Source organism: Pseudomonas sp. PSE14 (assembly GCF_029203285.1).
Taxonomy (GTDB): domain Bacteria; phylum Pseudomonadota; class Gammaproteobacteria; order Pseudomonadales; family Pseudomonadaceae; genus Pseudomonas.
The window spans coordinates 3,240,227-3,259,678 of the sequence record NZ_CP115669.1 but is presented as its reverse complement, the minus strand read 5'-3'; the positions used below and the strand labels follow the sequence as shown (position 1 = coordinate 3,259,678).

18 protein-coding genes are annotated in these 19,452 nt (G+C 67.2%); 6 read left to right on the top strand and 12 right to left on the bottom strand.

The window, feature by feature from the left end:
* Positions 1–44: 44 nt before the first annotated feature.
* Together O6P39_RS14900 and O6P39_RS14895 are read right to left on the bottom strand one after the other, a co-directional pair.
* Positions 45–515 (bottom strand): SRPBCC family protein, encoded by a 471-nt coding sequence (locus O6P39_RS14900; protein WP_275607280.1) that lies wholly within the window; start codon positions 513–515, stop codon positions 45–47.
* A 4-nt stretch (positions 516–519) separates the two neighbouring features.
* On the bottom strand, positions 520–1,290 hold the full coding sequence (locus O6P39_RS14895; RefSeq protein ID WP_275607279.1) for an SDR family oxidoreductase: 771 nt from the start codon (positions 1,288–1,290) through the stop codon (positions 520–522).
* A 452-nt stretch (positions 1,291–1,742) separates the two neighbouring features.
* Between O6P39_RS14895 and O6P39_RS14890 the strand changes: the two genes are divergently transcribed.
* Genes O6P39_RS14890 through dmpG form a run of 4 tightly spaced genes read left to right on the top strand, consistent with a single transcriptional unit; the run spans position 1,743 to position 5,322 of the window.
* The gene (locus O6P39_RS14890; RefSeq protein ID WP_275607278.1) at positions 1,743–2,570 is read left to right on the top strand and encodes an alpha/beta fold hydrolase; all 828 of its coding nucleotides are present in this window, start codon (positions 1,743–1,745) and stop codon (positions 2,568–2,570) included.
* Positions 2,567–3,358, top strand: coding sequence for a fumarylacetoacetate hydrolase family protein (locus tag O6P39_RS14885; protein ID WP_275607277.1), 792 nt, complete (start codon positions 2,567–2,569; stop codon positions 3,356–3,358). Before O6P39_RS14890 ends, O6P39_RS14885 begins: the two co-directional genes overlap by 4 nt.
* 9 nt (positions 3,359–3,367) lie before the next feature.
* On the top strand, positions 3,368–4,276 hold the full coding sequence (locus O6P39_RS14880) for an acetaldehyde dehydrogenase (acetylating) (RefSeq protein WP_243807799.1): 909 nt from the start codon (positions 3,368–3,370) through the stop codon (positions 4,274–4,276).
* An 11-nt stretch (positions 4,277–4,287) separates the two neighbouring features.
* Positions 4,288–5,322, top strand: a complete 1,035-nt coding sequence (gene dmpG / locus O6P39_RS14875; protein ID WP_275607276.1) for a 4-hydroxy-2-oxovalerate aldolase — start codon at positions 4,288–4,290, stop codon at positions 5,320–5,322.
* Positions 5,323–5,389: 67 nt separating this feature from the next.
* On the opposite strand, the gene O6P39_RS14870 is transcribed toward dmpG, so the two are convergent.
* The 3 genes from O6P39_RS14870 to O6P39_RS14860 all read right to left on the bottom strand — a co-directional run bounded on the left by O6P39_RS14870 (position 5,390) and on the right by O6P39_RS14860 (position 8,551).
* Complete coding sequence (locus O6P39_RS14870) at positions 5,390–6,877, bottom strand: DHA2 family efflux MFS transporter permease subunit (RefSeq protein ID WP_275611956.1); 1,488 nt, start codon at positions 6,875–6,877, stop codon at positions 5,390–5,392.
* A gap of 71 nt (positions 6,878–6,948) precedes the next feature.
* Positions 6,949–8,073 carry an HlyD family secretion protein gene (locus O6P39_RS14865; protein ID WP_275607275.1) on the bottom strand — a complete coding sequence of 375 codons (1,125 nt, stop codon included), beginning with the start codon at positions 8,071–8,073 and terminating at the stop codon, positions 6,949–6,951.
* A gap of 16 nt (positions 8,074–8,089) precedes the next feature.
* Complete coding sequence (locus O6P39_RS14860; protein WP_275607274.1) at positions 8,090–8,551, bottom strand: helix-turn-helix domain-containing protein; 462 nt, start codon at positions 8,549–8,551, stop codon at positions 8,090–8,092.
* Between the two features lie 225 nt (positions 8,552–8,776).
* On the opposite strand from O6P39_RS14860, the gene O6P39_RS14855 reads away from it, so the two are divergent.
* Positions 8,777–9,064, top strand: a complete 288-nt coding sequence (locus tag O6P39_RS14855) for a hypothetical protein (protein ID WP_275607273.1) — start codon at positions 8,777–8,779, stop codon at positions 9,062–9,064.
* A 182-nt stretch (positions 9,065–9,246) separates the two neighbouring features.
* Positions 9,247–10,554 (top strand): OprD family porin, encoded by a 1,308-nt coding sequence (locus O6P39_RS14850; RefSeq protein ID WP_345774678.1) that lies wholly within the window; start codon positions 9,247–9,249, stop codon positions 10,552–10,554.
* 49 nt (positions 10,555–10,603) lie between these two features.
* On the opposite strand, the gene O6P39_RS14845 is transcribed toward O6P39_RS14850, so the two are convergent.
* The 7 genes from O6P39_RS14845 to O6P39_RS14815 all read right to left on the bottom strand — a co-directional run bounded on the left by O6P39_RS14845 (position 10,604) and on the right by O6P39_RS14815 (position 19,403).
* A complete protein-coding gene (locus O6P39_RS14845) occupies positions 10,604–11,296 on the bottom strand; it encodes an amino acid ABC transporter permease (RefSeq protein WP_275607271.1) in 693 nt (230 codons plus the stop codon).
* Position 11,297: 1 nt separating this feature from the next.
* Complete coding sequence (locus O6P39_RS14840) at positions 11,298–12,011, bottom strand: amino acid ABC transporter permease (RefSeq protein WP_275607270.1); 714 nt, start codon at positions 12,009–12,011, stop codon at positions 11,298–11,300.
* An 84-nt stretch (positions 12,012–12,095) separates the two neighbouring features.
* A complete protein-coding gene (locus O6P39_RS14835) occupies positions 12,096–12,902 on the bottom strand; it encodes an ABC transporter substrate-binding protein (protein WP_275607269.1) in 807 nt (268 codons plus the stop codon).
* Between the two features lie 285 nt (positions 12,903–13,187).
* Positions 13,188–13,559 (bottom strand): copper-binding protein, encoded by a 372-nt coding sequence (locus O6P39_RS14830; protein WP_275607268.1) that lies wholly within the window; start codon positions 13,557–13,559, stop codon positions 13,188–13,190.
* A complete protein-coding gene (locus tag O6P39_RS14825) occupies positions 13,556–16,708 on the bottom strand; it encodes an efflux RND transporter permease subunit (protein WP_275607267.1) in 3,153 nt (1,050 codons plus the stop codon). Before O6P39_RS14825 ends, O6P39_RS14830 begins: the two co-directional genes overlap by 4 nt.
* Complete coding sequence (locus O6P39_RS14820) at positions 16,705–18,162, bottom strand: efflux RND transporter periplasmic adaptor subunit (RefSeq protein WP_275607266.1); 1,458 nt, start codon at positions 18,160–18,162, stop codon at positions 16,705–16,707. The genes O6P39_RS14825 and O6P39_RS14820 overlap by 4 nt, the downstream gene beginning before the upstream one ends.
* Entirely contained in the window at positions 18,159–19,403 is a 1,245-nt protein-coding gene (locus tag O6P39_RS14815) for a TolC family protein (protein ID WP_275607265.1), read from the bottom strand. Before O6P39_RS14815 ends, O6P39_RS14820 begins: the two co-directional genes overlap by 4 nt.
* Between the last annotated feature and the right edge of the window lie 49 nt (positions 19,404–19,452).

Genomic DNA, 19,452 nt, shown 5'->3' with positions numbered 1-19,452 from the left:
TGCTGCGCTCCTGCGCACGTCCATCTCACGGACGACACTCAAGGTCAGCCAGCGTAATCCGGATTCTGGCTCTTGCCCGTTTTGTAAAACGCCTTGAGGTTCACCGCGATCTTCGCCACGGTCTTCTTCAGCGCACCAGCCAGCAACCATTCGCCAAGACGACCGCCACGCAGCTCGCCATCCAGGCTCAGGCTCAAACGGGTACGCCCACCGCTTTCAGGGTGCAGCGCGTAGCGGAAACTGGCCTCGCGGAAGGGGAAGGGCGGTCCCTGCTCGGCGCGGTGCAGGCGCAGCACCAGGCCCTGGCCTTCGCGCCACTCGACCACGCTTTCATCGAGGAAGCCGCGCTTCATCAGCACCCGGCGGCTGGCGCCCAGCCCGTCACGGGGGCCGGGGTGGAATTCGCAGCCGGTCAGGCCGGGCACGTAGTGCGGCGCCAGGCTCAGGTCGCGCAGGCGGTTCCAGGCCGCGTCCGGGTTGAGGTCGAGGATGAGTTCGTGACGGGCGCTGAGCATGTTCTTACCCCTGCGCCGCTTCGAGGAAGGCCGGCCGCTCGCCGCCGCCGTGCACGGCGATTTCGGCGCCGCTGACATACGCGGCCATCGACGAGGCCAGGTACAGGCAGGCATCGCCGATGTCGCCCGGCTCCGCCAGGCGCGCCAGCGGAATGGTGTCGGCCACGCGCTGAATACCGTCCTCGTCGCCATAGTGCAGGTGGCTCTGTTCGGTGCGGATCAGGCCGCCGATCACGGCGTTCACCCGTACCTTCGGCGCCCATTCCACCGCCAGCGAGCGGCCCAGGTTGAGCAGCCCGGCCTTGGCCGCGCCGTAGGCGGCGGTGCCGGGGGAGGGGCGCACGGCGCTGACGCTGCAGATATTGACGATGGCGCCGCCGCCGGCCTGCTTCTGCATGCGCTGGTTGGCCAGCTGGCAGAGGTTCAGCGGGGCCAGCAGGTTGAGCCGTACTATGGCCTCGGAGAAGCGCGGCGAGGCATCGGCGGCATCGGCATAGGGTGCACCGCCGGCATTGTTGATCAGCACGTCGAGGCGCCCGTGGCGCTCGTCGATGGCGGCCATCAGCGCCTGCAACTGCTCGAAGTCGCGCACGTCGCAGGGGATGAACCAGGCTTCGCGCCCCGCGTGGCTGGGCAGTTGCGCGGGGGCTTCGCGTCCGCAGATCACCACTTCGGCGCCCTGTTCCAGGAATCGCTGGCTGATGCCCCGGCCAACGCCCTTGCCGCCGCCGGTGACCAGCACCACCTGGCCGCTGAAATCCAATGCTCGTGTCATGTCCGCTCCTCGATGGGGAAGGCTTCCAGCCTAGGCGCGCCGGCCTCTCGCGCCCACGTCCGAAGGGACTAGGGCGGCGCCTATGTTCGACCATGGTGTTGGCGGTAGGCGAGGTAAATCGGCGTACAACCGCGAACGGTTGTACGCCCTGCGCCAGGGTTGAGCCTGGCGCGTGGCTGGCCTTCGGCCCCTCACCCTAGCCCTCTCCCGGAGGGAGAGGGGACCGTTCGGTGCAGGAGGTAACCATGGCGTCAGCCGGTTCGGACGGCTCCCTCTCCCGGAGGGAGAGGGCTGGGGTGAGGGGGAATCGTAGGCACGGACTTTCCTGGCGGCATCAGCCCGTAGGATGGGTGGTCATCGCGCACGAAATCCCCCGTAGTCCTCTCGGACGATGTGTCGCCCTCCCAGGCGCCGAAATAATCCCGGCACATTCCCCTCCCTGGAGCGACGCCATGGCCGCCTTGCCGCAAGGGCACTTCGTCACCCTCAACGACGGACTCCGATTGCATTACCTGGACAACGGCAGCGGCGACGCCGTGCTGTTCATCCATGGCAGCGGCCCCGGCGCCAGCGGCCACAGCAACTTCAAGCTGAACTACCCGGAATTCGCCGCCGCCGGCCATCGCGTGCTGGTCCCGGACCTGCCCGGCTACGGCGCCAGCGACAAGCCGGAAACCGACTACACCCTGGACTTCTTCGTCGACGCCATGTTCGGCCTGCTCGACGCCCTGGACATCCCGCGCTGCACCCTGGTGGGCAACTCCCTGGGCGGCGCCATCGCCATCAAGATGGCCCTCGACCAGCCGCAGCGCATCGCGCGCCTGGTGCTGATGGCGCCCGGCGGGCTGATGGAGAAGGAGCAGTACTACCTGCAGATGGAAGGCATCCAGAAGATGGGCGCCGCCTTCGCCAACGGCGAGCTGAACGACGCCGACGGCATGCGCCGCCTGCTTTCGCTGCAGCTATTCGATCCCTCGCAGATCAGCGACGAGACGGTCAACGAGCGCGTCGCCGTGGTGCTGGAGCAGCCGCGCTGCGTGCTGACCCGCATGCAGGTGCCGAACCTGGCCGGGCGCGTGGCCGAACTGTCCTGCCCGATCCTCGGCTTCTGGGGCATGAACGACAAATTCTGCCCGTCCAGCGGCGCGCAGACGCTGATGGACGCCTGCCGCAACATCCGCTTCGTGCTGCTCAGCGAGTGCGGGCACTGGGTGATGGTCGAGCACCGTGCGCTGTTCAACCGCGAAGTGCTGGCCTTCCTCGAGGAGACCCCGGCATGAGCGAGGTTCTCCAGCGGCAGCACGCCGACGAACTCTACGCCGCCCTGGTCGAGGGTCGCACCCTGGCGCCGCTGACCGAGCGCTGGGCGCAGATCGGCATCGAGGACGCCTACCGCATCTCCCAGCACATGCTGCAACGGCGCCTGGCCGACGGCGACGAGCTGGTGGGCAAGAAGATCGGCGTCACCTCCGAGGCCGTGCAGCGCATGCTCAACGTGCACCAGCCGGACTTCGGGTTCATCACCCGCAAGATGTGGTTCGCCAACGGCGCCGACATCTCGCTGTCGGAAAACCGCCTGATCCAGCCGCGCGCCGAAGGCGAGATCGCCTTCCGCCTCAAGCGCGACCTCAAGGGTCCCGGTGTCACCGAGGCCGACGTGCTGGAGGCCACCGAATGCGTGATGGCCTGCTTCGAGATCGTCGACTCGCGCATCCACGACTGGAAGATCCGCATCCAGGACACCGTGGCCGACAACGCTTCCTGCGGCGTGTTCGTGCTCGGCGAGGTGGAGCGCGACCCGCGTGAGCTGGACCTGCCCAACCTGCACATGCGCGTGCGCAAGAACGGCGTGCAGATCAGCGAGGGCCTGGGCTCGGCGGTGCAGGGCAATCCGCTCACCGCCGTGGCCTGGCTGGCCAACACCCTGGGCGCCTTCGGCATCCCCTTCAAGGCCGGCGAAATCATCCTCTCCGGCTCGCTGGTACCACTGGAACCGGCGAAGGCAGGCGACCGTTTCGAACTGGACATCGACGGCCTGGGCAGCGCCCAGGTGTCCTTCCGTGCATAGGAGTCATCCATGAGCAAGAAACTCAGGGCCGCGATCATCGGCCCCGGCAACATCGGCACCGACCTGCTGATGAAGATGCGCAGGTCCGAGTGGATCGAACCGGTCTGGATGGTCGGTGTCGACCCGTCTTCCGACGGCCTGGCGCGCGCCCGTGAATTCGGCCTGAAGACCACTTCCGACGGCGTCGACGGCCTGCTGCCGCACGTGCTGGACGACGACATCCGCATCGCCTTCGATGCCACCTCCGCCTACGTCCACGCCGAGAACAGCCGCAAGCTCAACGCGCTGGGCGTGATCATGGTCGACCTGACCCCGGCCGCCATCGGCCCGTTCTGCGTGCCGCCGGTGAACCTCGCCGAGCACGCCGGCAACCTGGCGATGAACGTCAACATGGTCACCTGCGGCGGCCAGGCCACCATCCCGATGGTGGCGGCGGTCTCAAGGGTGCAGCCGGTGGACTACGCCGAGATCGTCGCCACCGTGTCCTCCCGTTCGGTCGGGCCGGGCACGCGCAAGAACATCGACGAATTCACCCGCACCACCGCCGGCGCCATCGAGCAGGTGGGCGGCGCCAAGCAAGGCAAGGCGATCATCGTCATCAACCCGGCCGAGCCGCCGCTGATGATGCGCGACACCATTCACTGCCTGACTGCGACCGCGCCGGACCAGGCGGCCATCCGCGCCTCGGTGCACGAGATGATCCGCGAGGTGCAGCGCTACGTGCCGGGCTACAAGTTGATCAACGGCCCGGTGTTCGATGGCAACCGCGTCTCGGTGTACCTGGAAGTGGAAGGCCTGGGCGACTACCTGCCCAAGTCCGCCGGCAACCTCGACATCATGACCGCCGCCGGTCTGCGCACCGCCGAGATGTTCGCCGAACAAGCCCACCAGGGCGCCCTGCAATTGCCGGCCCGCTAAGGAGAATCACCATGAACCTGCAAGGTAAGAAGGTCCGCCTGCACGACATGAGCCTGCGCGACGGCATGCACGCCAAGCGCCATCAGATCAGCCTGGAGCAGATGGTTTCCGTCGCCACCGGCCTGGACGAGGCCGGCGTGCCGCTGATCGAGATCACCCATGGCGACGGCCTGGGCGGCGCCTCGGTGAACTACGGCTTCCCCGCCCACACCGACCGCGAATACTTCGAGGCGGTGATTCCCAAGCTCAAGCAGGCCAAGGTCTCGGCGTTGCTGCTGCCGGGCATCGGCACCGTCGAGCACCTGAAGATGGCCCACGGCTGCGGCGTGTCCACCATACGCGTGGCGACCCACTGCACCGAGGCGGACGTCTCCGAGCAGCACATCGGCATGTCCCGCGAGATGGGCCTGGACACCGTGGGCTTCCTGATGATGGCGCACATGGTCAGCGCCGAGCAGTTGCTGGAACAGGCGCGGCTGATGGAAAGCTTCGGCGCCAACTGCATTTACTGCACCGACTCGGCGGGCTACATGCTGCCCGATGAAGTCAGCCAGAAGATCGGCCTGCTGCGCGCCGAGCTGAAAGCGAACACCGAAGTCGGCTTCCACGGCCACCACAACATGGGCATGGCCATCGCCAACTCCCTGGCCGCCATCGAGGCGGGTGCCGCACGCATCGACGGCTCGGTCGCGGGCCTGGGCGCCGGCGCCGGCAACACCCCGCTGGAAGTCTTCGTCGCCGTGCTCAAGCGCATGGGCGTGGACAGCGGCGTGGACCTGTACCGCATCATGGACGTCGCCGAAGACCTGGTGGTGCCGATGATGGACCACCCGATCCGCCTCGACCGCGATGCACTGACCCTGGGTTATGCCGGCGTGTACAGCTCCTTCCTGCTGTTCGCCAAGCGCGCCGAGGCCCGCTACGGCATCTCCGCCCGCGAGCTGCTGGTGGAGCTGGGTCGCCGTGGCACCGTGGGCGGCCAGGAAGACATGATCGAGGACCTGGCGCTGACCATGGCGGCCAAGGCGGGTCTGCTGCCGACCTGATACGTGGCAATACAGGCAGGGTGATTCCTGGGCGACCAGGGTCACCCTGTTTTCATTTCCGGCCCGCTCAATGGGCGTCGGCCGACGGCTGCGACGGCGGGGCGATCTTGTGCATCAGCGGGATCAGCAGCAGCGTGACGGCAAAGCACACGCCGATGATCAGGAAGGCATCGGAGAAGGTCATGGTCTGCGCTTCGCGGAAGGTCAGGTTCCACAGCTGCCGCAGGGCCTGCTGGCTGACTTCCCCGGCGGCGTCCCAGTGCGGCGCCAGCCAGTCGCCGAGGGCTTCGTTGCGCGCGTTCAGGTGTTCGGCCAGGCGCAGGAAGTGCAGGTTGGTGCGGTCGTTGAGCACGGTGGCGCAGGCGGCGATGCCGATGGCCCCGCCCAGGTTGCGCATCAGGTTGAACAACCCCGAGGCCAGTTTCAGCCGTGCCGGCGGCAACGAGCCGAGCGCCAGGGTCACGGTGGGGGCCACGCTGAACTGCTGCGCCATGCCGCGCAGCGCTTGCGGCAGCATCAACTGGGCGGCGCCCCAGTCATGGGTGATCGGGGAGAACTCCCACATCGACAGGGCGAACATGCCCAGGCCCAGCGCCAGTATCCAGCGCAGGTCGAAGCGCTTGGCCAGGGCCGCATAGATCGGGATGCTCATGACCTGGAAAATGCCCGTGGAGAACACCGCCAGGCCAATGTCCAGGGCGCTGTAGCCGCGCACCCGGCCGAGGAACAGCGGGGTCAGGTAGATGGTGGCGAAGATGCCGATGCCGGTGACGAAGGAGAACAGGCAGCCCAGGGCGAAGTTGCGCTCCTTGAGGGCGCGCAGGTCGACGATGGGGTTCTTCGAGGTCAGGCTGCGGGCGATGAAGGCCACGCCGGTAAGGCCGGAGATCCAGGCGGTGGCGAGGATGGTGTCATCGCTGAACCAGTTCCACCGCGGGCCTTCCTCCATGGTGTATTCCAGGCAGCCGAGGAATACCGCCATCAGCAGCATGGCCGGGTAGTCGGCGCCTTTCACCAGCGACCAGTCGGGCTTGTCGATGCGCACCATGATCGGCACCACGACGGCGACGAACAGGCCGGGCACCAGGTTGATGTAGAACAGCCAGGGCCAGGACGAGATGTCGGTGATCCAGCCGCCGACCACCGGGCCCATGGTTGGTGCGAGGGAGGCAATTCCACCGATGGTGGCGGCCACCACCACGCGCTGCTTGCCGTCGAAGTAGAGGAAGCCGGTGGTGAACACCATGGGGATCATCGAACCGCCGAGAAACCCTTGCAGCGCGCGGAAGGCGATCATGCTCTGGATGTTCCAGGCCATGGCGCAGAGCAGGCTGGTGAGGGTGAAGCCCAGGGCCGAGGCGGCGAACAGCCAGCGGGTGGACATCACCTTGGACAGCCAGCCGGACAGTGGGATGACGATGATCTCGGCGATCAGGTAGCTGGTCTGCACCCAGGCGATGTCGTCCGCGCCCGCCGAAAGCCCGCCGCCAATGTCGCGCAGCGAGGCGGAGACGATCTGGATGTCGATCAGGGCGATGAACATGCCCACGCACATGCAGGCGAAGGCGATCACCTTCTGCCGGGTGGACAGGCTCTCGACGGCCACCACGTCATCCGACCAGAAGCTCACGGCCGCTGCTCCTGGGCCACGCGCGGGTCGACTTCATGGCGGTGTTCGCGGGTGTCCACCTCGACCACCACCGAGAGGCCGGGGCGCAGGTCGCCGAGCTTGCCGTCCGCCGCGTCGAGGTGCACGCGCACCGGCACGCGCTGGACGATCTTGGTGAAGTTGCCGGTGGCGTTCTCCGGCGGAAGGATGCTGAACTGCGCGCCGGTGGCCGGCGCCAGGCTGTCCAGGTGGCCGTGGAAGACCTTGCCCGGCAGGATGTCGGCCTCGATGGTCACCGCCTGGCCGGCTTTCATGTGCGCCAACTGGTCCTCCTTGAAGTTGGCGTCCACCCACAGTCCTTGTGCGGGCACCACCGCGAGCAACTGGGTGCCGGCGGAAACATAACCGCCCACCCGGCCCCGGCGGTTGCCGATGTAACCGTCCACCGGCGCGCGCAGCTCGGTGTAGCCCACGTCCAGCCGGGCCCGGTCGCGTTCGGCGACCGCCTGCTCCAGAGCGGCCTGGGCCTGCTGCCGCTGGCTCTGGATCACGTCCAGCTGGCGGCGCGCGGCGAGCAGGGTGGCACGGGCCTTGTCGCTGTTGGCACGGGCGGTTTTCCAACTGGCGTCGGCGCGTTGCGCGGCCTCCACCGAAACGGCGTTGGTGCGCACCAGGGTGGCGTAGCGGCGCTGGTCGTCGCGGGTGCGGGTTTCCTCGGCGCTGGCCGCATCGATTTCCGCCTGGCTCTGGCGGATCAGCGCGTCCTGCAGCGCCGCCTGGGCATCGACGTTGACCAGCAGCGCCTGCTCGGCATGCACCGCGCCTTCGGCCTTGGCCAGTGCCGCGCGGTAATCGCGGTCGTCGATGCGCGCCAGCAGGTCGCCGGCGTGGACGAACTGGTTGTCGCTGACTTTCAACTCGGTGATGTAGCCGGCCACGCGTGGGCTGATGACGGTGACGTCACCACCGACATAGGCATCGTCGGTTTCCTCCAGGAAGCGGGCGTCGAGCCACCAGTGACCGGCATAGGCGGCGACGCCGAGCAGCGCCGCGCCAACGACGGCCAGCTTGAGCGCCTTGCGCGATCTGGGTTTGACCGTGTCGGCGGCCGGGGCGGAGACAATGGAGACGGGCTGGTTCATGGCGGCTACCGTTCGTTCAGGCGTGGGTGGGGGAAAGCAGGGCGCCGTCGCGACGGCGGATCTGGTGCTGCGGCCCGATGGGCTCGCCGCTCTCGGCATCGACCAGGGCGATCTGTACCGGCTGGCCATTGCGCGTATCGATCAGTTGCACCGCGCCGCTCCCGGCGGCGTGGCGCTGGCCCCACTGCAGCAGGGTCAGCAGCACCGGGCGCAGCTCGCGGCCGGCGTCGGTAAGCAGGTACTCGTAACGCGGCGGGTGGTCGTTGTAGCGGCTGCGCTCGAGCAGGCCGCTGTCGACCAGGGCGCGCAGCCGGCGGGTCAGCACGTTGCTGGCGATGCCCAGGTGGGCGCTGAACTGCTCGAAGCGGCTGGAGCCATAGAAGGCTTCGCGCAGGATCAACACGTTCCAGCTGTCGCCGACCAGGTCCAGCGCCTGGGCGACGGGGCAGGGCATGTGGTCGAAGCGGCTTCTGCGCATGGCGGTCAACCTCTTTAGATTAATATCGTCATCTAATTGGGGCGCTCTGAAACGGCCTCTGCAAAGCGGAGGGGAAAGCGCCTTGGCTAAATATTATGGTTGTAATCTAATTCGATGACTTGCTTTGCGCAAGTGACTCCGAAAGGAAGGGACGAACGGCGGAAGCGGGCATTCGCGAGCCACTGGGACGACCCTGATGCTTCGCCAGGCAAGTGGCCCGATCCCGTGGCGGAACATGTGGGAACCGGCGCTTCAGTTCAGCGCGAAGAGCAAGGCTTGATTCGAATAACAACTCGCGAAGTGCTGCCGATAGTTCATCGCGTGAAACCCCCGATCAATAACGGAACGTACGTCCTGAGCATTTTTGCGGGCAATAAAAAAAGCCGCCTGGGGGAGGCGGCCAAACCAAAGGACGATGAAGTGGAGCAGTCTGCCGACCGCTCTGGAGCGGGCGTCCGGCAGCACGTGCTGTTCATCTGGGCCAATCTTAATGGCCTACCCGGCGGATACTGAATCGATTGTTCTGATATTGAGTATCGACGTGGCTTGTTGGTGGCGAAGTACCCGGATTGTTATCTCTTGGCCCGTTCTGTGACGTGCAGAAACAGCATAAGAACCATTGCGTCAGTTGCGCTTGAACACCTGCCAGGATAATTCCAACAAAGGGGTAGAAGATGTCCGCGTTCCGTCTCTCCATGCTCGGCGCATTGGTCGCCGGCATTCCGTTCCAGTTGGCCCATGCGGCCGCCGTTTCCGACCAGTCCGAGGCCAGCGGCTTCATCGAGGGCAGCAGCGCGAACCTGCTGCTGCGCAACTACTACTACAACAGCGACCGCAAGTCCGGCGCCCGCGACCGCCGCGACTGGACCCAGGGCTTCACCCTCAACTACAGCTCCGGCTTCACCCAGGGCACGGTGGGCTTCGGCGTCGAGGCGTTCGGCAACTGGGGTATCCGCCTGGATGGCGGGGCGGGCACCTCCGGCACCGGCAACCTGCCGGTGCGCGACGACGGCTCCCCCGAAAGCGAATACGGCCGCGCCGGAGGCGCGCTGAAACTGCGGGTGTCGAAGACCGAACTGCGCTGGGGCGACCTGCAACCCCAGGCGCCGGTGTTTGCCGCTGGCGGCAGCCGCCTGTTCCCGCAGACGGCGACCGGTTTCAACCTGCTCAGCAGCGAGATCGACGGGCTGGACCTGGACGGTGGCCACTTCACCGGCGGCAACGGACCGGTCACTACCAATGGCGACCACGGTATCTGGGCCTCCTACGCCAACGTCGAGGCCAGCAGCATCGACTACGTCGGTGGCAAATACGCGGTCAACGATAGCCTGAGCCTGTCGCTCTACGCCTCCCAGTTGGAAGACGTGTGGCGCCAGTACTACGGCAACGCCAACTACACGCTGCCGCTGGCCGATCAGCAGTCGCTGAACTTCGACTTCAATATCTACCGCACCAACGACGATGGCAGCGCCAAGGCCGGCGAGATCAGCAACACCACCTGGTCGTTCGCCACTGCCTACAACTTCCTCACCGCGCACACCGTCACCCTGGCCTACCAGAAGGTCCACGGCGACACGCCGTTCGACTACGTCGCCTTCGGCCTCAATGGGCCTGGCGATACCGCCGACTCGATCTTCCTCGCCAACTCGATCCAGTACTCGGACTTCAATGGCCCGGAAGAGAAATCCTGGCAGGCGCGCTACGACCTCAACATGAGCAGCTACGGCGTACCCGGCCTGAGCTTCATGGCGCGCTACGTCAACGGCCATGGCATCGACGGCTCGAAGATGGCAGCCGACAGCCAATACCGTGGCTACAACTACGGCGAGGACGGCAAGCACCACGAGACCAACCTGGAAGCCAAGTACGTGGTGCAGTCCGGGCCGGCCAAGGACCTGTCGCTGCGCCTGCGCGAGGCGATCCACCGGGGCAACGCCGACCAGGCCGAGGGTGACGTCAACGAGTTCCGGCTGATCGTCGACTACCCGATCTCGATTCTCTGATCACGACCAGCCCCGCCTCGCCGGCGGGGTTTTTCGTTCATGGTGGTGCTCAGGCGGCCTTGCGGTAGTCCGGCGTCAGCCGCGCGAACAGCGCCGCCAGCAGGTCCAGCGCCGAGCACAGCACGAAGTAGAGCAGGGCAACGAACAGGAAGACTTCCGTGGGATGCACCATCACCCGGTTGCTTACCTGGGTGGCGACGAAGGACAGCTCGCCGACGCCGATCACGTAGGCCAGCGAGGTGTCCTTGATCAGCGAGACCCACTGGTTGAGGAAGGACGGCAGCATGATCGGCAGCGCCTGCGGCAGGATCACCAGGCGCAGCACCTGCCACGGGCGCAGGCCGAGGGCGCGGGCGGCGTCCCACTGGCCTTTGGGCAGGCTCTCGATGCCGGCATGCACCGAGTGCGCCAGATAGGCCCCGCCGATCAGCGACAGCGCGCAGACCACGGTGCCCAGCGCCGGGACGTCGATGTGCAGGACGATGGGCAGCAGGAAGTAGGTCCAGAAGATCAGCATCAGCACCGGGATGGCGCGGAAGAACCCGAGGAACGCCACCAGCAGCAGGCGTGGTTTGCCGCGCAATACCGACAGCGCGATGCCCAGCACCAGGCCGATGATGGCCGAGGCGATGCCGGAGGCCAGCGCCAGGATCACGGTCAGCGCGGCGCCGCCCAGCGGGCCGTCCGGGTACGCGCCGATGAGGAAGTAGGACAGGTTGTCCTGGATGACGGAGAAGTCCATGTCAGGCTCCCTGGCGGTAGCGGCGGGTCTGCTGGAGCGCCTGGCCCAGCGCCTCGATCAAGGCGATGGCGCCGATGTACAGCAGGGTGGCGATGCCGAAGGCCTGGAAGGTCTTGAAGGTCTGCGTCTCCACCTGGCGCGAGGCGTAGGACAGCTCGGCGAGCCCGATGGCCATGGCCAGCGAGGAGTTCTTCAGCGCGTTCATGTACTGGCCCATCAGCGGCGGCAAGGCGGTGCGCAGAGCCTGCGGCAGGATCACCCAGCGCCACACCTGCAGCGGACGCAGCCCTAGCGCCATGCCGGCTTCACGCTGTTGCGGGCTGACCGAGGCGATCCCGGCGCGGAACTCCTCGGCGATGAAGGCGGTGGTGTAGAGCGTCAGGCCCCAGGCGGCAGCGAGGAATTCGAAGGACGGCCAGCTCAGCCCGCCCAGCTCATGGGGCGTGTTGAGCCAGACTACGAAGTCTTCCGGCAGCAGCGCCGGCACGCCGAAGTACCAGAAGAACAGCTGCACCAGCAGCGGCGTATTGCGAAACAGCGCGAGATAGGCTCGCGCAGGCCATGACAGCCAGCGAGATTTCGCCTGCCGCGCCACGGCCAACGGTGCGCCGAGCAAGGTGGCAAGCGCGCAGCAGAACAGGGAAATGCCGAGGGTGAGCAGGAAGCCGTCGAGCAACCAGCTCAGATAGGTTTGGGCGAGCAGTTCGCCGAACATCGGAAGGTTTCCATCGACAAGGGGAAGAAACGGCAACGCCCCACGGTGCGTGGGGCGTGCGGTAGTGCGGTGCGGGCGGCGGAATCAGCTCTTGTCGCCGATCCTGTACAGGCGCGCCAGCGGAGTCTTGGTGTCCGGGCCGAACCAGGTGTCGTAGATTTTCTGCGCCTGGCCGTTCGCTTCCAGGTCCTGCAGGCTCTGGTTGACGAACTCGGTCAGGGCCGTCTCGCCCTTGGGAATGCCGACGCCGATCAGGTCATTGGAGATGGTGAAGGGCGGCACTTCGTACTTGTCCTTGTCCGGCACGTTGGCCAGCAGGCCGATCAGCTTCGGGCCGTCCTGGGTGATGGCCTGGACCTGGCCGTTGCGCAGGGCGGTGAAGGCGAAGGGGGTGTCGTCGTAGGCGATGACCTTGGCGCCGGGGAATTTCTCCCGCAGCACGCCTTCGTTGACCGTGCCCTTGTCCACGCCGACGCGCCATTTGTTCAGGTCTTCCGGCGATTTCAGGCTGCCTTTCTTGACGATGAACTGCTGGCCGGACGAGAAGTAGGGGATGCTGAAATCCACCTGCTGGGCGCGCTCGGGGGTGATGGTGAAGTTGGCCAGCACCAGGTCGACCTTGTTCGCGGTCAGCAGCGGAATGCGGTTGGCCGGGTTGGTTGGCAGCACTTGCAGCTTCACCCCCAGCTTGTCGGCCAGGGCCTTGGCGTAATCCACGTCCAGGCCTTCGATCTGCTTGCTTTTGGCATCGACGAAGCCGAACGGCGGGTTGCTGTCGAACGCGGCGACTCGCAGCACGCCGGCCTTCTTGATGTCCTCCAAGCGGTCGGCGTGGGCCAGGCCGGAGAGTACGGCCAGGGCGAGGGCGGTAACGGCAGTGAGTTTCTTCATGGATTTCCAGCTCCTTTCGGAACGCGCCAATCCGGCGCGCTTCCCTATGATCGTGAGCGGGCGTTCAGGGTGTGAGAGGCCCGCGATAGAGCCGCGGGGGTGGCCCGTCGGCGAGGCCGAGTCTGGCAGGAAGCGGGGTATTCGGAGAAAGAATGAATCGGTCTACCTGATAACCTGGTGGAATATATATCTGAATTATCTTGGTGTTTAGGAAATAAAAGACTGTCGCGTCGAGACACCTGCCCACTGCATCAGCGGCGGACAGGTGCTGCCCTCAGCTGGGCGTCATTGCTTGCGAATGTTCACGATCGACGCGCCGCCGTTGCCGGTACGAAAGTCGAACGCCACCTTGTCGCCCACCTTCAGGCCGTCCAGTTGCCCCGCACGGGTCTTGAACGCCATGGTCATCGGCGGCCACTGCAAGGCCGGCACCGCGCCGTGGGCCAGCGTGACCGTGCCGTGGGCGGCATCGATCGCCCTGATCGTGCCTTCGGCGTGGGCGGCGGGCGTCGCTTGAGGGGTTTCCATAGACATGCCACTCATGTCCGTGCCGTTCATCTTCATGCCGCTCATGTTCATACCAGCAGTGTCCTCGGCGATCGCCGGGGCGGAAAGGGCGAGCAGTACGGCGGCTGCCGAGAGGTAGCGAATGTTCATGCGATTTCTCCAGAGTGGGGTTGGGTTGCCGCAGCGGCCTGACGACGGCGCATCAGCCAGTAGGCGGCGGGGATGACGAACAGGGAGAGGAGCGGGGCGGTGATCATGCCGCCGACCATGGGCACGGCGATGCGGCTCATCACTTCGCTACCGGTGCCGCTGCTCCAGAGGATCGGCAGCAGGCCGGCGACGATCACGGCCACCGTCATGGCCTTGGGGCGTACACGCTGTACCGCGCCCTCGCGGATGGCCGCGAGCAGCGCCGTGGCGTCGCCCGGACCTTGGCGTTCGGCCCAGGCGTTCTTCAGGTAGATCAGCATGATCACCCCGAACTCCGCCGCGACCCCGGCCAGGGCTATGAAGCCGACCCCGGTGGCGACCGACAGGTTGAAGCCCATCAGGTACAGCAGCCACACCCCGCCGGTGAGGGCGAAGGGCAGGGTGGCCATGATCAGCAGCGCCTCGTCGAAGCGGCCGAAGGTCAGGTAGAGCAGCACGAAGATGATCGCCAGGGTTGCCGGCACCACCAGCTTGAGCCGGGCGTTGGCGCGTTCCAGGTACTCGAACTGGCCGGAGTAGCTCAGGCTCGTGCCCGGCGCCAGCTGTACGTCACGCTCCACCGCCTGGCGCAGGTCCGCCACCACCGAGGCCAGGTCGCGGCCGCGCACGTCGACGTAGACCCAGCCGGAGAGGCGGGCATTCTCGCTCTTGAGCATCGGCGGTCCCTCGCTGATGCGCACCCGCGCCACGCTGCCCAGGGTGATCTGGCCGCCCTGGGCGGTGTAGATCGGCAGTTGCTGCAGCGCATCGAGCGAGTCGCGCCATTCGCGCGGGTAGCGCACGTTGATCGGGTAGCGGGCGAGGCCCTCCACCGTCTCACCGACGTTCTCGCCGCCGATGGCGCTGCCGACGATGGCCTGCACGTCGGCGATGTTCATGCCGTAGCGGGCCGCCGCCTGGCGGTCGATGTCGACATCGATGTAGCGCCCGCCGGTGAGTCGCTCGGCCAGCGCCGAGGTCACCCCGGGAATGCCCTTGGCCACCCGCTCCACCGCCAGGGCGGCGCGGTCGATCTCGGCCAGGTCGGTACCGGCGACCTTTACCCCGATGGGGCTCTTGATGCCGGTGGCGAGCATGTCGATGCGGTTGCGGATCGGCGGAATCCAGATGTTGGTCAGGCCCGGCACCTGCACGACGCGGTCCAGTTCCTCCACCAGCTTTTCGCTGGTCATGCCCGGCCGCCACTCATCCCTGGGCTTGAAGCGGATGGTGGTTTCGAACATCTCCAGCGGCGCCGGGTCGGTGGCCGACTCGGCGCGCCCGGCCTTGCCGAACACGCTGGCCACCTCCGGCACGCTCCTGATCAGGCGGTCGGTGCTCTGCAGCAGCTCCGAGGCCTTCTGCGCGGAGAGGCCGGGCAGGGCGGACGGCATGTACAGCAGGTCGCCCTCGTCCAGCGGCGGGAGGAACTCGCCGCCCAGCTGGGACAGCGGCCAGAGCCCGGTGAGGAAGACCACCACCGCGGCCGCCAGTGTCGCGCGCGGCCGGCGCAGCACCGCATCCAGTGCCGGTTGGTAGAGGCGAATCAGCCAGCGATTGAGCGGGTTGCGCTGCTCCGAGGGCAGGCGGCCGCGAATCCAGTAGCCCATCAGCACCGGCACCAGGGTCACGGAAAGTCCGGCCGCCCCGGCCATGGCGTAGGTCTTGGTGAACGCCAGCGGGCCGAACAGGCGGCCCTCCTGCGCCTGCAGGGTGAACACCGGAATGAACGACAGGGTGATGATCAGCAGACTGAAGAACAACGCCGGGCCGACCTCCACGGCCGCCTCGGTCATCACCCGCCAGTGCTGCTCGCCCGTGAGTGGCGTGTCCGGGTGTTTTTCGTGCCAGGCCTCGACGCGCTTGTGCGCGTTCTCGATCATTACCACCGCCGCGTCGACCATCGCGCCGATGGCAATGGCGATGCCGCCCAGGGACATGATGTTGGCGTTGATCCCCTGGTGGCGCATGACGATCAGCGCGATGAGCACCCCCACCGGCAGCGAAACGATGGCCACCAGCGACGAGCGCAGGTGCCAGAGGAACGCGGCGCAGACCAGCGCGACCACGATGAATTCCTCGATCAGCTTGTGGCTGAGGTTGGACACCGCGCGGTCGATCAACTGGCTGCGGTCGTAGGTGGTGACGATCTCCACGCCCTCGGGCAGGCTCCTCTTCAGCGCCTGAAGCTTGTCCTTTACCCGGACGATGGCTTCGCGGGCGTTCTTGCCGCTGCGCAGGACGATCACTCCGCCGACCGCTTCGCCTTCGCCGTCCAGCTCACCGATGCCCCGGCGCATTTCCGGGCCGAGCTGGATGCTGGCGACGTCGCCCAGGGTGACCGGGCTGCCGTTGGCGGCCAGGCGCAGGGGAATCGCGCGGAAGTCCGCCAGGGTCTTCAGGTAGCCCGAGGCACGCACCATGAACTCGGCTTCGCCCAGTTCGAGCACGCCGCCGCCGGTTTCCTGGTTGGCCTTGCCGAGCGCCTCGATCACCTGGCCCTGGGTGATGCCCAGGCTGGCCAGCCGCACCGGATCGAGCACGACCTGATACTGCCGGACCATGCCGCCCACGGTGGCCACTTCGGCCACGTCCGGCACCGTCTTCAGCTCGAACTTGAGGAACCAGTCCTGCAAGGCGCGCAGCTGAGCGAGGTCATGCCGGCCCGTGCGGTCGATCAGGGCGTACTGGTAGATCCAGCCGACGCCGGTGGCGTCCGGGCCCAGCGCCGTTTTCGCCGTGGGCGGCAGGCGCGACTGCACCTGGTTGAGATACTCCAGCACCCGCGAGCGCGCCCAGTAGAGGTCGGTGCCGTCCTCGAACAGCACATAGACGAAGCTGTCGCCGAAGGAGGAGAACCCGCGCACCGTCTTCGCCCCAGGCACCGACAGCATGGTGGTGGCCAGCGGGTAGGTGACCTGGTTCTCGACGATCTGCGGCGCCTGCCCCGGATAGCTGGTGCGGATGATCACCTGTACGTCGGAGAGGTCCGGCAGCGCATCGATCGGCGTGCTGCGCAGCGACCACAGGCCCCAGGCGACGATGAACAGCGTGGCCAGCAGCACCAGGAAACGGTTGGCCACCGACCAGCGTATGAGTCGGGCGATCATGGCCGGTCCTCCTGCTTGCTGACCTGCTCGATGACCAACCCCGCATCGCCCTGGCTGACGCCGAAGCGGACACGATCGCCGGCCTTCAGGCCCGCCGCCAGTTCCGGGCGGGCGAGGGCGAAGGTCATGGTCATGCCGGGCATGCCCAGGGTGTTGAACGGGCCGTGGCTGATGGTCAGGCCCTGGTCGGAGATTTCCACGATGCGGCCATTCGCCTCATGCACGGCGGGCGCCGTGGCGGCAGGCTCGGCGGTTCGCACTTCGATGCCCTTCAGGCTGGCTTCCGAGTCGATCAGGAACTGCCCGGAAGCGACCACCCGCTGGCCTTCGTCGAGCCCGTGCAGGACCGCCACCAGGCCGTCGCTTTCCTGGCCCAGGCGAACCTCGACCGGACGGAAGCGGCCCTGGTCTTCGGCCAGCATCACCAGGTTGCGCTTGCCGGTGCGGATCACCGCTTCGCTGGGAATCTGCAGCACGCTGGCCTGGCCGGCGAGGTCGAGGCTGACCTGGGCGGTCATGCCGGGGCGCAGTTGGCCGTCGGGGTTGGGCAGTTCGATGCGCAGGCGCAGGGTGCGGCTCTGCTGGTCGTTTTCCGGCAGGATGCTGGCCAGGGTGCCGCTCACCGGGCGATCCGGGAACGCCGGCAGACGGGCATCGACGCTCTGGCCGACCTTGAGTCCTCCGGCCTGGCTCTCCGGCACCGCCGCTTCCAGCCAGACCTGCCCCAGGCCGTTGATCCGCGCCAGGGGTGCGCCGGCCGCCAGGCTCATGCCGGGGCGCACCTCCAGTTCGCGGATCACTCCGGCGATCGGCGAGCCCAGGGTGATCACCGGACGGGCCTTGCCGCTGCGGGCGACCTGCTCGACCAGCGCGGCCGGCATTCCCGCCAGCAGCAGGCGTTGCCGTGCCGCCGCCAGCAGCGCCGGTTCCGCGGCGCCGCGCAGGGCGAGGAATTCCTCCTGCAGGCCGGCCCATTCCGGCACCAGGATGTCGGCGATGGGCGCACCGGCCTTCACCACATCGCCCGGCGCCAGGGCGTAGGCGCGCTCGACGAAGCCGCCGGCGCGCGCCTGCAACAGGGCCACGTCGCGGTCATTGAAGGTCAGCACGCCGGTGACCTGCAGCCTGCGGTCGAGCTTGCCACGGCTGACCGTGGCCAGGCGCATGCCGAGGTTCTGCTGGATGCCCGGTTCGATGCGAACGGCCGCCGCGCTGTCGGCGTCATCCGCGTACTTCGGCACCAGTTGCATGTCCATGAATGGCGACTTGCCCGGCGCATCGAAGTGTTGCTGCGGGACCATCGGGTCGTACCAGTAGAGCGCCTTGCGCTCGGTGCTGGCGGGAGCAGCGCTCGCCGGGGCGTGCCCTTGCTGGGCGAGCCAGTAGCCGCCAGCGCCGCCGGCGGACAGCGCGACGACCAGCAGGAGGGAGGTTTTCACAGGGAAACGGCTCATGTGCGGCCCTCCTCGTAGGTGAAGTAGAGACGCGCCGCGACCAGTGCCAGGGCGCCTTGCAGGTCGATCTGCCGCAGCCGTGCCTCGACCTGTTGCCGGCGCGCGCTGACCACCTCGTCGAGCCCGGTCTTGCCGGCGCGGTAGCCGGCCAGGGCCAGGCGCACCTTTTCCTCGGCCAGCGGCACCAGGGTTGCGCTGCTGCGCTCGACGGCGCGTTGCAGGCGCCGGTATTCGGCCAGGTCGTCCTCCAGTTGCTGCTCGTGCTCGCGGGCCAGCGCCTCGCGCTCGGCCTCCAGCTGCCGGACCTGGGCGCGCCGCGCGGCTATCTTCGGGTCCTGGCGCGTGCCGGTGAACAGCGGCAGGTCGAAGCTGACCTGCAACGTCATCATGTCGCCGAACTCACGGCCACGGCGCTGGTAATCCACCTCCCAGCTCCAGTCCGGTTTCTTCTCGGCCACCGCCTCGCGCACCAGGGCTTCGGCCTCGCGGGTCATGGGGCCGTAGGCGGCGAGTTCCGGGTGCTGGTGCAGTGCCTGCAAGGAGTGGGAGGCATCGATGGGCCAATGCGGGAAGTCGCCCGCCAGCTCCGGCGGCGCGTCCTGGCCGATCCAGCGCTTGAGCGCCGCCCGCGCCTGGGTGGCCTGGCGCAGCAGGTCATCCTTCTGCTCATCCAGCAGCGCGGCTTCCTGGCGCGGCGCCACCGCATCGACCGTGCTCGCGCTGCCACTGGCGAGGCGGGCGCGGACGGTGGCATCGAGCAGGCGGTTCTCGCGGTAGAAATCATCGAACATGGCCAGCTTGCGTTGCAGCGTATAGGCCGCGATCCAGGCTTGCGCCGAAGCGCTGCGGACCTTCAGGCGCTCGACGCCGGCCTCGGCGTCGGCGCGTTCCACGGCGGCCTGCGCTGTCTCGATGCGGGCCTTGCGCTTGTCGCGGTTGGGCACCTCCTGCATCAGGCCCACCACCTGCATCGACATGTTGTCGCGCTGGGTGGTCCAGCGCTCTTCACCCTCGATGGGGACGTTCTGCAGGCCCAGGTTCAGCTTGGGGTCGGGCAATTCCCCGGCGGGGATGGCGGCGCTTTTCGCCGCCGAGACTTTTTCGCTCTGCGCGAGCAGGGACGGGGCGTTGCGTTCGGCCAGCAACAGGGCGTCGTCCAGCGACAGGGACGCACCCTGGGCGGACAGGCTGGACAGCAGGGCGAACAGCATCCAGCCCGGATGGAGTCGGATGGGCGTCACGATGTGGATTCCTCTGGAAAACCAGCGCATAGGCGCAAGCCACCCGGCA